The organism is Asaia sp. As-1742 (assembly GCF_011753235.1).
Classification (GTDB): Bacteria; Pseudomonadota; Alphaproteobacteria; order Acetobacterales; family Acetobacteraceae; genus Asaia; species Asaia bogorensis_B.
Genome location: NZ_VWWA01000010.1, coordinates 16,579 through 32,279 on the forward strand (window position 1 = coordinate 16,579; position 15,701 = coordinate 32,279).

Consider the following 15,701-nt stretch of genomic DNA (forward strand, 5'->3'; position numbering starts at 1 on the left):
TCAAGATCCCACCCCTTTCAGGCTTCGGTTCCGACGGATTTACGAGCGTTACGCTCGGCGAAGCCATGCGCACGGAGCAGGTGCCGGAACTGGTAATAGGTCAGCCCCAGAGCCGTGGCGGCCTGCTTCTGGTTGAAGCGCGCATGGCTCAGGGCGTGTTCGATCAGGGCACGTTCATAGGCGCGCGTGGCTTCGGTGAAGGTCAGCCCCTCAGGGAGGGAAGCAGGCAAAGGCGCGGATGGAGCTTCACGCGAGGCCGGCGCGGCGGCGTCCTGCACGATGCGCTCCGTCATGACGGGCAGCTTCGTGGCCGTCACTCCTTCGGGGGCGAGAGGACGCAACCAGTCGGGCCCATTGCGGAAAGGATCGAACACGATGTCATCGAGGGGGCGCTCAGGACGCTCCATACGATAGACGCTGCGCTCCACAACGTTGCGGAGCTCACGCACATTGCCGGGCCATTCGTACTGCATGAGACGCTCGCGGGCCTTGTCGCTGAACCCGGCGAAAAGCTTGCGACCAAGGCTTGCGGTCATACGGGTGGCGAAATGCTCGCAAAGAATGAGGATATCCTCGTGTCGGACGCGAAGAGGTGGCAGCATGACCACATCGAAGGCGAGACGATCGAGCAGATCGGCTCGAAAATCACCCTTGCGGGCCATGTCGGGCAGGTCGGCATTGGTTGCGCCGATAATGCGGACATCGACATGGATGGTCTCGTTCCCGCCCACGCGCTCGAAGCTGCCATACTCGATGACACGCAGGAGCTTCTCCTGAACCGCCATGGAAGCCGAGGCAATCTCATCGAGGAACAGCGTGCCACCATGCGCCTGCTCGAAACGCGAAAGCCTGCGACGCTGGGCCCCGGTAAAAGCACCAGCCTCATGACCGAACAGCTCGCTATCGAGAAGGGTATCGGGCAGGGCTGCACAGTTGAGCTTGATGAGCGGCCTGTCCCAGCGCGGCGAGAGGAGGGCCAGTCGCGCAGCGACAAGCTCCTTGCCTGTACCGCGCTCGCCGATGATCAGCGCCGGCCGATCGAGCGGTGCGAGACGCGAGATATGGTCGAGCATCTCCAGAAACGCGGGAGATTGTCCGATCGGTGTCGGGTTTTCTTCGTTTCTGGCAGATCGCGCCATTTTCTGGCCAGTCTCATCCGTGGTGTTGCAAGAACTCTATCTTTCACCCCGGATCGTTACGCTTGCAAGAGAAGCCTGTGTTCTCCTGCCCCGATTTCCTGTTAAATTCGTTCCAGCAAAGAAAGATCGTCACATGGGTATCTTCTCCCGCCTTGCGGATATTGTGAACTCCAACCTCAACGCCATACTGGCCAGCGCCGAAGACCCGGAGAAAATGATCCGGCTGATCATCCAGGAGATGGAAGACACGCTGGTTGAGGTACGCAGCCAGGCTGTCACCATGATTGCCGAGCGCAAGGGGCTTGAGCGCCGTGCACGCACGATGGTGCAGGAGGAAGACGAGTGGCTGCGCAAGGCCGAACTGGCCCTGACCCGCGACCGCGAAGATCTGGCCAAGGGCGCACTTGCCGCCAAGGCCACCATCGAGCAGTCGCGCAAGACGCTGGAGCGGCAGATTGCACAGGTCAATGAAAGCCTCGACCAGCAGCATGACGATATCGGCAAGCTGCAAGCCAAGCTGGCCGACGCGAAATCCCGCGAGAAATCGCTTTCGCTGCGCCACAAGGCTGCGACCAATCGCATCAAGACACGCGAGCGCCTTTATGACACGCGCGTGGAAAATGCCTTCAACCGCTTCGAGCAGGTCGAGCGCGCACTTGACGCCCTTGAGGGGAAGGCCGAAGCCTATGATCTCGGTCGCGGCCCCGGTGGCACACGCAAGCCGAGCCTGCAGGAAGAGCTGGCGGGTCTCGAAACCGATATGGCGGTCGAGAACGAACTCGAAGCGCTGCGCGCCAGAATCAAGAGCCGTCAGGGATAAGAACAAGCATGAGACGCTTTGACAGCACAAGGGTCGCTTATGAGGCATGCCAACATGGATGATCTTATTGGTCTTGCGGCAGTCGTCCTGTTTTTTGTCACGATCATGTATATCGTGACCATTCGGGCCCGCTCGAAGACAACGGCCAGCAAGTTGCAGGAAGCGGATCTCGCTGCGCTCAATATGGCGCATGTGCAGGCACGCCGCCTTGAAGAACGTGTCGACCAGCTCGAGCGTATTCTGGACGAGGATGTCCCTGGCTGGAGAACGCGGAGCTTTTCATGATGGCAGACTGTCTGTATCGCCGCCCCGCCTCTCGTCACACGCGCCGCGTGGCGCTTGCGGCCCTGCTTCTGGCTGGCCTGGCACCGCTCGGGCCGGGTGGGGCCCTGTTTGGCGGCCATGCCATGGCTGCGCCGGCTCATGCCGGTTCGCCGGTCGTGATGGATGCTGAGGATCTCGATCTCAGCGTTCCCTGCCTGGGGCGCTTCGAGATCATGGTCGATCCGGCCATGAGCGACGGGGTATCGATCGACAGTTCTCCCTCGGGTGGGGCGCATCTGACCATGCGCACAGGCAAGACGCAGGGATCGTCCAAGGTTCTGATCACCAGCCGGACCTGTGCTCCCAATGCCCGCGTCTCCATTCTGGTCGCGCCGAATGTCGGGGTGATGATCCATGACAGTCATGACACCCATATTATCATTCACGGCACGCTGGCCTCGCTGGAGGCCAGCCTTGAAGCCGGTCAGCTCGATGCCGACACCATCCAGTCGCTCGATCTGAGCCTGCGTGGCACCGAGCAGGTCCATATCGCCAGCCTCAACCGCGCCGCGCAGGTGGTCGAGACCGGGGCTTCGGGTCTTGTCGTCGATCACGCCGATCTCGATGCCTTTTCGGCCCAGCTTTCCGAGACCAGCCATCTGACCGTGACGGATGGCCGTTTCGACGTGTTGACCCTCATGGTCGAAAACGCCGCCAGCGCTCGCCTTGGGGGGAGCGCCAATACGGCCACCGTCTCCGCCTCTGGCACAGGCCTCGTCGCCATACCAACGGTGAGCGGTGCCCTGACACGCACGGGCAACGTGCAGATCGGCCCGGTCGCCTCGCCACCGCCCGATGCAGGATCACCACCCCAGAGCCCCTCTGCTCCGACAGACGCACCGCCCGCCCCTCCTGCTCCCGGGGACAAGACCCTGCCGCAGGATCATGCTGCGCAAGGGAGCGTTCCCCAGGATAGCGCTACCCCGAGCGGCGTCCCTCAGAGCGGTGTCGCAACGGGAAGCGCTTTCCCTGCCGGAATACCGCAGGGTAGCCCTGTGCAAGGCAATGGCGTTTCTGGCCCGACACAAATTGCACCGCAGGGCATGACGCCCCCCAGCACGCCGCCGCTTCCCCCGGAAGCATCAGGCCAGAATGTGCCGACACCGCCCACACCGGCACCTGCCCCAGGGAATCCGGGCCAGAGCCGCACGGCAACAGCACCCGCTACGGGCTCGACTTCGCGCATCGCGACGCCCCCTCCCGCCTCGCCCTCTGTCGCGACGGTACCGAACACGGGTATCGCGCCCCAAAGCCCAACAGCGGGCACACCGGGAGTAGCCAATGACGCTCCCAATAGCGCCGGGCAGCCCTCAGGCACGAACACGCCCACCACGCAGCCCGTGACGAATGGTGCAGCCCAGAGCAGTCCTCAGGATTCCTCAGGCGCGGCGACGCGTACGACAGGGAGCGTCACGCCCGCTGCCCCTGCCGCTCCCCCCGCATCAAAGGGAGATCAGACGAGGTGATCCGCCTGCCCCTGCCCCGCTATCCGTATGCAACCGTGAGCCGGATCCTGCTACAGGTCATAGGCCCTATGGGTCTGTGCATCCTGCTTCCCATCACGGCCCCTGCCGATCCGACACTTTCGAATGCGGCCCTTTCGAGCGCGGCCACGCCTCAGGCGCTTCTTGATGCAGCCCCCTATACGCTGCGCCTGAACACCTCATGCACGTCATCCATCACGATCGAAGGGGCCAGCGAGGGGCAGGGTGACGCTGCCCTGCTGGAGGACCGGGATGGTGGGCAGATGGCAGGGCTGACGATTGCCGGCTCGGGCCATGAAACAACTGTCGATGGCAATCAGTGCGAGCGTGCCGCGACCCTGCATGTCAGGCAGGGTACAGCCATCATCGCGTCCATGCGTGGCTTTGGTTCGCTGCATATTTCCGGCGTCAACGGGCCGGTTTCGCTCACTCAGCGTGGCAGCGGCACGATTTCCATCGATCAGGCAACGGCGCTTGTGCTGAACGAGAATGGGTTTGGCAGTTTGCGGCTCGGCTGGCTGAACGGCCCCGCCACTCTGACCACTTCAGGCAGCGGCAGTGTCACGATTGCCCGCGTAGATGCCTCACACCTTGCAGCGGATTCGGGAGGGTTTGGCTCCATCACCCTGAATGCCGGGACCATCGGGGCACTCAACGCCGATATTCATGGCTCCGGGCATCTGAAATTCGGCGGAACAGTCGGCACGGCAAACCTTGTCGCTTCAGGCTATGGCGGGATCGACATCGACAAGGTAACGGGCGAACTGCACCAGGAAGCCCATTCCCCAGCGACGATTTCACTCAATCATGCGTCGACCTTCCGCAAATCGTCTCATGCAAGCCATGCTATCCTCACCCTGCCTGATGGCACCGTCATCACGGCCCATAGTCTGACGCGGCCCGACGGCACGGTTATCAGCTTTGACAATGATGAAAGCAGCGACCGGGCCACAGCCGGTGATGACGCGACACCGCGTCACGGCCATCGGCGATGGCTGGGCTGGGGCCTGCTAGCGCTGCTCCTTATCGTGTTCCGTCGGCGTATCGCAGGCTTTGTACCGGTGGATTTTCTGTCGCGCATCCGGCGTTCTGTCGGCTCGTCCCATGCGCCCCAGCCCTTGGCGGCGAGCGCGCCGGAAATTGCTACACTGGAAGCCCGGTTGCAGCGTCTCGACAAACGCGTGAGCGATATCGAGCAATGCGTAACCTCACGCAATTTCCACCTGCATCGCGAATTTCATCATCTCGCCAGAAATCACGGGTGATGCAGAGCGTGCCTGGCGGCGACAGGACAACCGACGCCTGCGCGCAGTCAGCGGGTCCGAACTGCGGCCCCATGAAAAAAGGACAGACGTCATGAGCCGTATCAGCCTGGGCGTTTTTCTCGTCCTGACCATATCGCCCGCCCTTGCAGAAACGAGCTTGCCCACGACACCGGAGGCCGCACTCGCCGCCGCACCTTATACGCTGCATATCGAGGCGGGATGTACCGCCCATATTCACGTCCGGGGTGCCGGGGCACTCCAGCAGAATGCCGACATGCAGGAGGTGCCAGCAGGTCTTTCCTTCGAGGCAGGTCACCACGACGCGTGGCTGACCGGCAGCGCCTGCGGTCAGGATGCCACAATTCAGCTACGCGAGGGGGCAGCCATTGTCTCCACCGCGATGAATTACGACAAACTGGATATCGACTGGGTCAACGGGCCGCTTTCCCTGCGTCAGGGCCGGGGCGATATCTCGGTCGACAAGGCGAGCGCCCTTCTGCTGAGGGGCAGCGGTCCGGGGGCGCTTTCCCTGGGCACACTGACCGGGCCGGCAATTCTTGCCACCTCCGGGCCGGGCGAGGCGCAAATCGATACCGCAACTGCACGCTCGGTCGTGATCGGCACGACCGGCCCCGGCGATGTCGTCATACGCGGTGGCACCATCGACCAGCTTGCCGTGTCGCTGTCCGGTCCGGGTGACGCCATCTTTGACGGCGTGGCACGCAACGCCACGCTACGCACCAGCGCTTCGGGCGATATCCGCGTGCATCAGGTGCTGGCAGACGAGCACGCCCATTCGAGCGCGAGCGGCAGCATCGAAATTGCCATACCGTCCGGCCATGGCGAGCGCTTTACCGGCGTGGTGCGCGACAGCAACACGAATAACGGCACCCGCATCACGCCCGACGACATGCGTCTGGCCGATGGGACACGCATCAACAGCCATCGCCTGATCAAGCCAGATGGTACGATCATTGATTTCGATGCGCTGCGTCGCATGGGAAGTGAGAGCGTTCACGTCTCCACCCCCGAACCGCCTGAGCCTCCAGAGCCGCCTGAGCCACCAGAACCTCCCGAGCCACCGGTAGCGCCAGTCACGTCGGGGACGACCCATGTCAGCACGCAGCATACGTCCTCCAGCACAGGCAAATCCGGGCTGAGCCTTCCTATGTTGTCCGATAGCAGCGGAATGGTCTCCGGGCTGGTTGCGCTGGCTGTGCTGGCCATTGCCTTGATGCGTCGGCGTCTCATCCCGAAGATCATCGCGGCCCTTCAAAGCCATCATCCGGCACTTGCCCGCAAGGTCGAGCCTTTCCTTCTGTCGCTCATGACCCGTGTGTCAGACCCGATGCCACAGACCCAGCTTCCGCAGTTGCTTGAGCTGACAGAGCGTCTGCAAAAGCTCGACAGGCGTGTGGGGGCCGTCGAGACCTGCGTCACCTCGCGCGACTTCCACCTGCATACCCAGTTCCGCGATCTGGACCGGCGTCAGAACGGAGCCTGACCGCCTCATCTGACACACATGCCCTGCGGTCCGGAAGCATCTGTGTGGGCTGACAGAATTCAGCCCTCTCACACCCCGTCATCCCGATCCGGTTTGTCGCAGGTGTCCTGCGCGGAAAGGCAGACGATCGGGGTGCATCCTCGCGTCACAGAGGGCTTTGACGTAGCGCGTCAGGCAGGCTAGGGCTTGAAGCATGACCTTCCCTGATGGCAGCTGCTGACCGTGAATTTCCTACTCGATCCCGTTGCGGCCATCGGACGTGCCTTTCTCGGCATCGTGCGCAAGGCTGGTGCTCTGGCGCTTTTTGCCCTGGCAGGCCTGTCGCATCTGCTGCGACCGCCCTTCTATTGGGGCGTGTTCTTCAACAGCCTGATTGAAATCGCCTTCTATTCGCTGCCAGTCGTGGCGCTGACCGCGATTTTCTCCGGCGGCGTGATCGCACTCCAGTCCTATGCAGGCTTCGCCCAGTACCATGTGCAGAGCGCCATTGCTGGAATCGTCGTTCTGGCCGTGGTTCGTGAGCTTGGCCCGGTTCTGGCCGGTCTGATGGTGGCGGGCCGCGTCGGCGCAGCCATGTCAGCCGAGATCGGCACCATGCGCGTGACCGACCAGATCGACGCGCTGCGCACCCTTTCGACCGACCCGATGAAGTATCTGGTTACGCCGCGCCTTCTGGCTGGTACGCTGGCCCTGCCCTTTCTGGTGCTTATTGCCGATATTCTGGGCGTGCTCGGCGGCTTTACCGTTTCGGTTTCCAAGCTCGGCTTTGACCCGCAGAACTACATCATTGCCACGTTCAACGCGCTCAAGCCGCTGGACGTGCTGGTCGGTCTTTCCAAGGCGGCCGTGTTCGGGTTCATCATCAGCCTGATGGGCTGCTATCATGGCTATACCAGCCGTGGCGGCGCCGAGGGTGTGGGTTCGGCCACCACGGCTGCGGTCGTTGCTGCCTCGATCCTGCTTCTCGCTTTCGATTACCTCCTGACGGATCTGTTCTTCGCCCAATGAGCGCCCTGCCCAAGATCCGCATTCGCGGCCTGACCAAATCCTTCGGCTCCAAAACCGTACTGGATGGCATCGACCTCGATGTCGAAGCCGGAACGTCAATGGTGATTATCGGTGGTTCAGGCAGTGGCAAATCGGTGCTTCTGCGCTGCATCCTCGGTCTGATCACCCCGGATTCCGGCACGATCGAGATCGACGGCGAAAACGTGCTTACCGCTTCCCCCGCACGACGCGATGCCCTTGTCGAACAGATTGGCATGCTGTTCCAGAATGCTGCCCTGTTCGACAGCATGAGCGTGGCCGATAACATCGTGTTCGGCCTGCGCGCCAAGGGTCGCGGCAAGGCTCACCGCTTGAGTGCGGCACAAGCCCGTGCCCAGGCCGGTGATATTCTCAAGCAGGTCGGGCTCGATCCCTCGGTAGGGGCACTCGCGCCTTCCGAGCTGTCGGGCGGTATGCAAAAGCGCGTGGGGCTTGCCCGCGCCATTGCAGGCACACCCAACATCCTGTTCTTCGACGAGCCGACAACGGGCCTCGACCCGATCATGGGGGCTGTGATTGACGGGCTGATCGTGGATTGCGTCAAACGCCTTGGTTCAACCGCTATTGCCATCACCCATGACATGGCCTCGGCGCAGCGTATCGGCGACCGGGCGGCCATGCTCTATCATGGAAAACTGGTCTGGCAGGGGCTGGCGTCAGAACTGATGAACAGCGGAAACGCGATGGTCGATCAGTTTACCCATGGCCGCAAGGATGGGCCGATTGGTATGGAATTGCGGCGTTAGGGGACAAAGGGGCGTTCTTTTTTGCAAAAAAGAACCAAAAAACTCTTTCCCATGGTGGGGATCAAACCCCCCGGTTTTTCTCCGACTAGAATCTGAAAGTCTTTTTGCTTCTTTTTCCTCTGAAAAAGAAGAACCTCATCGCCGTTCTTGTTATGTTTCCCCATCTGCCCTATCTTCCGATCTGAACCCCAGACCGGAAGATGTTCCTCATGGCCAAGCGTCCCACAGCCCGTTTCGTGTGTCAGGCCTGTGGGGCAGTCACCAGCAAATGGTCGGGTCGCTGCGATGCCTGTGGCGAGTGGAACACCATCGTTGAAGAGGCCGTCGAGCCGACCAGTCGTGAAACACGCAAGCGTGCAGGTCGCCTCACGCTCATGCATCTGGATGGCGATCTTACTCCCCCGCCACGCATCCAGACCTCGATTGCCGAATTCGATCGCGTGCTCGGCGGCGGTCTTGTTCCGGCCTCTGTTGTGCTGGTGGGCGGTGATCCGGGCATTGGCAAATCCACGCTTCTGCTTCAGGCCACCTGTGCTTTGGCGCAGGCAGGCCGGCGCGTACTGTATGTGTCGGGCGAAGAAGCCGTGGACCAGATACGCCTGCGCGCGCGCCGCCTGAAACTCGATGCGCCGACGCTCGATCTGGCAGCCAGTATCAATGTGTCCGAAATTGCGGGTTCGCTGGAGCAGGACCGCGTTCATCATGTGGTGGTTATCGACTCGATCCAGACCATGTGGCTCGAGACCATCGAGAGCGCGCCGGGCTCTGTCGCTCAGGTGCGCGCCTGCGCTTTCGAGCTGATCCGACTGGCCAAGACGGTCGGGTTCTCGCTCGTTCTGGTCGGTCATGTCACAAAGGAAGGCGCTCTGGCAGGCCCGCGCGTGCTCGAACACATGGTCGATGCCGTCATGTATTTCGAGGGCGATCGCGGTCACCAGTTCCGCATCCTTCGTGCCGCCAAGAACCGCTTTGGTGCGACAGACGAAATTGGCGTGTTCGCCATGACCGATACAGGGCTGACGGAAGTCCCCAACCCCTCGGCCCTGTTTCTGGCAGAACGGCGCGGCAATATTGCGGGATCGGCTGTTTTTGCGGGCATGGAGGGCACACGCCCTGTCCTGCTGGAAATTCAGGCCCTCGTCTCGCCCAAGGCCGGTGAAGGCGCAGCCAGACGTGCGGTAGTCGGATGGGAAACGGCGCGGCTCAACATGCTTCTGGCTGTTCTTGAAGCCCGCTGCGGCCTCAAGATGGCTGGAATGGATGTGCACCTCAACATCGCGGGCGGTCTGCGGATCAGTGAACCCGCCTGCGATATGGCGGTGGCAGCTGCATTGATCTCGGCCGCGACGGGCGTACCGACATCGGCGGGCTCAACCTATTTCGGCGAGGTGGGGCTGTCCGGTGAGGTGCGTCAGGTCTCGCAAACGGATCTTCGTCTCAAGGAAGCCCAGAAACTCGGCTTCGCACAGGCCATCCTCCCCCGGCGTGTGGCGAGCGGAGGCGCACGCCCGAAACCTCCTGAGAGTCTGGCGCTGAAGGAAATCGGTCATCTGAACGATCTGGTGGAGCTGTTCCAGCCGCTTGACGAATAAGCGCGTCGTCCTGAGCCGTCAGGCAATGAGCGTCCGCATAGGATGTGCCGAACAGGTGCAAAAGACTGCCCGGTAACCGGGGCACCCGCTCCTTTTCACGGCTCGTGCGCAATCACCGCGCCAGTGTCGACGTTACGGTAGCGGCAACCTCATAAGCATGGGATTTTTGAAAAGCCACGATCATGTGGCCCGAGCAGGACCGCGACACACCTGTTCCCACCGCCCTTGCAAAACCTGTTCAGGCCTGCTTCCTGACCGGAGAAGAACCGCAACTCAGAACCCTAAAAAGGGCGAGGCAGGATTGAGGACGCATGACCCGAACACTGGTGGCTGAAACGCAGCAGGACACTGTGGTCAAGAAGAGCCTGTTCCGTGTCCATGCTGCGCCGATTGCCCATGAAGCCGAGGCACTGGCTTTTTTCGAGCGCGTGCGTGTGCCAGACGCCACTCATAATTGCTGGGCATGGCGCATCGGGGGGCGGTATCGCAGCTTCGATGATGGCGAGCCGGGTGGCACGGCGGGACGCCCCATTCTGCAGGCCATCGACTCACAGGAATTCGACCGGGTGGCGGTCATTGTCGTGCGCTGGTTCGGTGGCATCAAGCTGGGCGCTGGCGGTCTCGTGCGCGCCTATGGCGGGGCAGCGGCTTCCTGCCTGAAACAGGGCGAGGCGGTTGAGATCGTGCCCATGCAACGTCTTGGCTTTCATGCCTCGTTCAGCCTGCTGCCCATCGTTCAGGCCAGACTGGCGGAGTGGGAGGCCACTCAGGAGAGCTGCTGTTTCGATGAGACCGGGGCCACGCTCTCACTCGACATTCCCCTCTCACGCTCTGAAGCCGTGCAGGCTGTTCTGCAGGATCTGCTGCGCGGCGGCCCGGTTCGCGTGCTGGATGATGATGAACAGGACCTGCCCGGTGAGCAGGATAATCCGGTACGTTAGCGGAACATCATGCAGGCGGTTTGACGCCTCTTCGTTTCCTTCCTACGGTAACATATCATGTTACGATCGTAGGATCCTTGTTCATGCCCGTTTTCAGACACGCTGCGGCTCTGGCAGCTGTTGCCCTCCCCCTTCTGTCTTCCACGGCGCTGGCTGCCCCTGCCAACCCGCTGTTTCAGGCAAGCCCGCTGCCCTATCAGGCCCCCCCCTTCGACAAGATCAAGGACAGTGATTACGTGCCGGCCTTTGAAAAGGGCATGGCCGACCAGCTGAAGGAAATGCAGGCGATTGCCAACAACAAGGCTGCGCCGACCTTCGACAACACCATTGTCGCCATGGAGCGTTCGGGCCAGTTGCTGAACCGCGCCCAGAGCGTGTTCTATGGTGTCTACTCGGCGGACAAGGACGACGCCATGGACGCTATCGACAGCAAGGAAGCGCCCAAGCTCAGCCAGCATCAGGACGAGATCTATCTCAATCCCAAGCTCTTCCACCGCGTCAAGACGCTTTATGACAACCGCGCCAAGCTGAACCTGAACGCCGAGCAGGCGATGCTGCTGGAGGTTTACTACCAGCAATTCGTCCATTCGGGCGCTGAGCTGAATCATGCCGACCAGCAGAAGCTGCGCGCCATCAATACCCAGCTGTCCAAACTCGAAACCGCCTATAACCAGAAGCTGATTGCCAGCGCCAAGGCCGGCGCTCTGGTTGTGGACAAGAAAGAGGCGCTCGCCGGGCTCGATGACGGCGCCGTTGCCTCTGCCCAGAAGGCCGCCGAAGGACGCAAGCTGACAGGTAAATATGTCCTGCCGCTGCAGAACACGACGCAACAGCCCGATCTCGCTTCTCTGAGCGACCGTAGCACGCGTGAAGCCCTGTTCAACCAGAGCTGGACCCGTGCGGAAAAGGGCGACGCCAACGACACCCGCCAGACGATTGCGGAAATCGCCCAGCTGCGCGCCGAAAAGGCCGCCCTGTTCGGCTACCCCAATTACGCTGCCTATACGCTGTATGACCAGATGGCCAAGACGCCGGCAGCTGTGAACAGCTTCATCCACCAGCTCGTGCCGGCAACGGCTGCCGAACAGCATCGTGAGGCTGCCGAGCTGCAAAAGGCCATCGGTGAAGACCATCAGAGTTTCACACTCAAGCCGTGGGACTGGAATTACTACGCCGAGCGCGTCCGCAAGCAGAAATTCGACCTCAACCAGAACGATGTGAAGCCCTATTTCGAGCTGCATACCGTGCTGACAGATGGCGTATTCTATGCAGCAAACCAGCTTTACGGAATCACCTTCGAGCCCCGCAAGGACATCCCGGTCTATAACCCCGATGTCATGGTCTTCGAAGTCAAGGACAAGGACGGCTCGCCGCTTGGCCTGATGTATTTCGACTATTTCAAGCGCGACAACAAATCGGGTGGCGCCTGGATGTCGAATTTCGTGGGTCAGAGCGACCTGCTGAAGACGCGTCCGGTTATCTATAACGTGGCGAACTTCACCAAGGCGGCGCCCGGCCAGCCGCAGCTGATCACGTCAGACGACGTGACGACCATGTTCCATGAATTCGGTCACGCGCTGCATGGTCTGTTTGCCAGCCAGACCTATCCCACGCTTTCCGGTACGGCGGTTGCGCGCGATTTCGTCGAGTTCCCCTCACAGTTCAACGAGAACTGGGCGATGGATCCGAAGGTGTTCGCCCATTATGCCCGCCACTACAAGACCGGCGCCCCGATGCCGGCCGAGCTGGTCGCCAAGATCAAGAAAGCCGCACATTTCAATCAGGGCTATGCACTGGGTGAAATCGTGGCGGCAGCGCAGCTCGACATGTCATGGCACGGTCTCTCGGCCGATGCGCCGCGTCAGGATGTGGATCAGTTCGAAGCCAAGGCACTCAACGAGACCGGCCTCGACGTCGCGAACGTTCCGCCGCGCTATCGTTCAAGCTACTTCCTGCATATCTGGGGCAATGGATACTCGGCCGGATATTACGCTTATCTCTGGACCGAAATGCTCGATCAGGATGTGTTCTCATGGTTCCAGTCGCATGGCGGCCTGACACGTGAAAACGGCCAGCGCTTCCGTGACATGATCCTGTCCAAGGGACACACCATGGATTACGGCCCGATGTTCAAGGCCTTCTACGGCAAGGCCCCCGAGATTGGTCCCATGCTGGCCCATCGCGGCCTGGTGTCTGACGGCAAGTAAGAAATACTCGTTCCACGGGCTTCCTGTTTTGGGCCCTTGGAACCCTATCCTGTCTCAATACAAATGCGGCTGCCTGTGCGTCACGCAGGCAGCCTTACTTCCGGGCGTCACTTCAGGCTGATTGCTTCAGATCCACCCCGATGGCTTCAGACATCCTGTAAGGGCCCGCATGCCGGATCTCGATAGAGAGTCTGGCAAGCCCCTCGTGCTTCCGCTTGGGGAGCGGCAGCAAAGCGCCCCCTGTTGTCCAGCGCATGTCCCCGGCAACCTCGGCCTGCCAACCAGCGAGATCGATTTGTTCGATATGCGTACGCACCGGATTACAGACACCCCCGGTTTCCATCATGATGTCTCCCACGAGCACACCCAGAAGACGACGATCGTCGACGAAAGGACCATACACATCGCAAGGACGACTGGTTCTGCTCATGATATGGACAGATTGCACCGCATGCGGAACGGCAAAATGTACGACGCCATGCGTCCCCGGCTGTCCCTCGATACATCTGCCAGCATCCGTCACGAGATACAGCCCTGGGTCCTCACATAGCGAAGCAGGTGGCCGAGGCCTCTCGCCGGTTATCAGGCAGGCTCGTGCTTCCAGCTCTCTGTAAAGTGGCTCGACAAATGTGCGCTCTGTATTAAGGGGGGCCGCAGCACTGTTCCAGTCGCCCATGAGGGCGGATAACGAGAAACCTGACTGGTCATGCAAAAGGTCACTGTGACCCATGCCGATAAGCGACTCACTCAGAACGCCATTCGCCCGGACAATGGCATGTGGCTCCATGATGATATGGTAGTAATTGAAACAACTTACGGTCTTGTCGTAAAAAATGGTGAGACCATTGACGAGCATTCTCACAGGAACGAAGCACCCGTTGAGGTATAAACAATGCTCCGAGGTGACTAGCAGATCCTTGTAGGGAATGCCCTCCGACAAGGCGCCCTTGATTATACGTACCGGCCATCCTGACAAATCGTCGAAAGCGGACGCACAGACATTCGACTGGCCGCAACCGATCGAAGTGATCGTTCTCGTTGACCGTCCGTCAGCGCTATAGACGATGATCTTGTCTCCGGCACGCAGCGATTCGACGGCACGCTCCCCCTCTGGGGTCTCGATCAGGGTGCCTGGAAGATAGCATGGCGCAAATTCCACCTTGCCTGCGTATGGCCCCATGTAGCTTGTCAGATTACTGATCGCGATCGGCTGCCCCTGATATTCTACCGAAATATCGAAGTAATTATAGTCTATGTAAATATCAATGCCATTCGTTTGATCATTGGTCTGGTAGTGGATAAGCGTGGTATAATTCTGCATGAACGTCACTGTTGTCTTCAAACATGCAGACGGATCGATGTATATCGCGAATTTTCCCCTGAGGTAGGTTGGATTGTTGGCGCTTCCTGTCGATGGCGCAGGAATTGAGTCGTCACACCCGTCAAAAACAACACGCGCATCATCCGAGGTAGCGGCATAAACTGAGACATAGTTCCAATAAGTGGGGCCAAAAATACTGGTATGGAGATCACCAGAGAATTCCCTATAGATCTGCATGGGTCCCTCTTTCACTTTTTTATTATTGATTACCAGTCAATAATGATAATTTCACCCATTTATAAATATAGATCAAGCATAAGCCCGAAAAAATTTCGGTGACGCAGCGTTTGGCGGTTCTCTCAAGTTGGTACCAAGTACGGCGTTGCGCTATCAAAGCTCACCCTGGAAAGCCACTGGAGCGCGATTCAGGCTTTGGGAGTAAACATCAGAGCAGAGGGCCCGAATGCCCGGGATTGCCTGAGGGGCAAAGCGCTATCCATCTGACATGACGGACGGAGGATGGGAGCGGATTGCGCCGCTGACGCCCGAACCGGTGTGTATCGGCCATCCGCGGGATGTCGAGTTCTGCGAGGTGATTAACGTGGTCCGATATCCGGTCCGCCTGAGTTGCAGCGGACATACGCTGCCAATCCATTTCCACCGCTGACGTACGGTCTGTAGCTGGTTCAGCAAACTGGCGCAGTGGTTCCTGTCTTCCGACCATCAATGACGTTGAACTGATGCTCGATCGGAAGCGGGCAAGACGAGAAGCCAGCCCAATAGCCGCAGTGATCCTGAATGCGATCCGCGAGCGCTGGCCATGGGAAAAGCATCGGTAATCCGGGCGAGCCTATGACCACCTCCAACGGCTGGACAAGGCGAGTTGCCCGGGAGACGTCGTCAGGATCCTCCATCGTCGGGACGCATCGAAGGACTTGCGGTTCCATCCTCTCGGTAGGTCGTGAAACACATTGACGGCTACATAGCCCGCTGGCGGCGCCAAAACGTTTCACAGGCCATGCTCCTCGTCGCGATGGGCACCAATTTCACCCAACGAAACGGCTATCCGCAACTATTCCCAGCCGGCTCGTAGCCAGTCGGCACTTATCCCAGACGAGTGTGCGGGCATGTGCAGGAAGCAAATCGAGCGAAGAAACGAAGAGGATTTTTTGTAACAGCCACAGGAGCCACACTGTTATCGAGTGACTCGATCCGTTACCCACATTATGGTCACTGCAAGCCTTACATGAGGATATTGCATCCATGACAAGTACGGTGATCTTCCGATCTGAAAATCTCCTCGTACGCTTC

General features: G+C 60.2%; 12 protein-coding genes. 10 read left to right on the forward strand and 2 right to left on the reverse strand.

Annotation, left to right across the window (positions count from 1 at the left end):
• Window positions 1-17: 17 nt before the first annotated feature.
• Window positions 18-1,139 (reverse strand): phage shock protein operon transcriptional activator, encoded by a 1,122-nt coding sequence (gene pspF / locus F3J08_RS13195; protein ID WP_166930561.1) that lies wholly within the window; start codon window positions 1,137-1,139, stop codon window positions 18-20.
• A gap of 133 nt (window positions 1,140-1,272) precedes the next feature.
• On the opposite strand from pspF, the gene pspA reads away from it, so the two are divergent.
• The 10 genes from pspA (at window position 1,273) to F3J08_RS13245 (ending at window position 13,069) form a co-directional block, all read left to right on the forward strand.
• Window positions 1,273-1,959, forward strand: a complete 687-nt coding sequence (gene pspA / locus F3J08_RS13200) for a phage shock protein PspA (RefSeq protein ID WP_166930563.1) — start codon at window positions 1,273-1,275, stop codon at window positions 1,957-1,959.
• Between the two features lie 54 nt (window positions 1,960-2,013).
• On the forward strand, window positions 2,014-2,244 hold the full coding sequence (gene pspB / locus F3J08_RS13205) for an envelope stress response membrane protein PspB (protein ID WP_166930565.1): 231 nt from the start codon (window positions 2,014-2,016) through the stop codon (window positions 2,242-2,244).
• Complete coding sequence (locus F3J08_RS13210; protein ID WP_166930567.1) at window positions 2,241-3,749, forward strand: hypothetical protein; 1,509 nt, start codon at window positions 2,241-2,243, stop codon at window positions 3,747-3,749. Before pspB ends, F3J08_RS13210 begins: the two co-directional genes overlap by 4 nt.
• Complete coding sequence (locus tag F3J08_RS13215; protein ID WP_166930569.1) at window positions 3,746-5,032, forward strand: GIN domain-containing protein; 1,287 nt, start codon at window positions 3,746-3,748, stop codon at window positions 5,030-5,032. The genes F3J08_RS13210 and F3J08_RS13215 overlap by 4 nt, the downstream gene beginning before the upstream one ends.
• Window positions 5,033-5,123: 91 nt before the next feature.
• The gene (locus F3J08_RS13220; RefSeq protein ID WP_166930571.1) at window positions 5,124-6,536 is read left to right on the forward strand and encodes a GIN domain-containing protein; all 1,413 of its coding nucleotides are present in this window, start codon (window positions 5,124-5,126) and stop codon (window positions 6,534-6,536) included.
• A 222-nt stretch (window positions 6,537-6,758) separates the two neighbouring features.
• Window positions 6,759-7,544 carry an ABC transporter permease gene (locus F3J08_RS13225; protein WP_023979657.1) on the forward strand — a complete coding sequence of 262 codons (786 nt, stop codon included), beginning with the start codon at window positions 6,759-6,761 and terminating at the stop codon, window positions 7,542-7,544.
• Complete coding sequence (locus F3J08_RS13230) at window positions 7,541-8,329, forward strand: ABC transporter ATP-binding protein (RefSeq protein WP_122038579.1); 789 nt, start codon at window positions 7,541-7,543, stop codon at window positions 8,327-8,329. Before F3J08_RS13225 ends, F3J08_RS13230 begins: the two co-directional genes overlap by 4 nt.
• A 209-nt stretch (window positions 8,330-8,538) precedes the next feature.
• Window positions 8,539-9,921 (forward strand): DNA repair protein RadA, encoded by a 1,383-nt coding sequence (gene radA / locus F3J08_RS13235; RefSeq protein WP_166930573.1) that lies wholly within the window; start codon window positions 8,539-8,541, stop codon window positions 9,919-9,921.
• Between the two features lie 311 nt (window positions 9,922-10,232).
• The gene (locus F3J08_RS13240; protein ID WP_166930575.1) at window positions 10,233-10,862 is read left to right on the forward strand and encodes a YigZ family protein; all 630 of its coding nucleotides are present in this window, start codon (window positions 10,233-10,235) and stop codon (window positions 10,860-10,862) included.
• A gap of 83 nt (window positions 10,863-10,945) precedes the next feature.
• A complete protein-coding gene (locus F3J08_RS13245; RefSeq protein WP_166930577.1) occupies window positions 10,946-13,069 on the forward strand; it encodes a M3 family metallopeptidase in 2,124 nt (707 codons plus the stop codon).
• Window positions 13,070-13,181: 112 nt separating this feature from the next.
• On the opposite strand, the gene F3J08_RS13250 is transcribed toward F3J08_RS13245, so the two are convergent.
• On the reverse strand, window positions 13,182-14,390 hold the full coding sequence (locus tag F3J08_RS13250) for a Hint domain-containing protein (RefSeq protein ID WP_166930579.1): 1,209 nt from the start codon (window positions 14,388-14,390) through the stop codon (window positions 13,182-13,184).
• Window positions 14,391-15,701 lie beyond the last annotated feature (1,311 nt).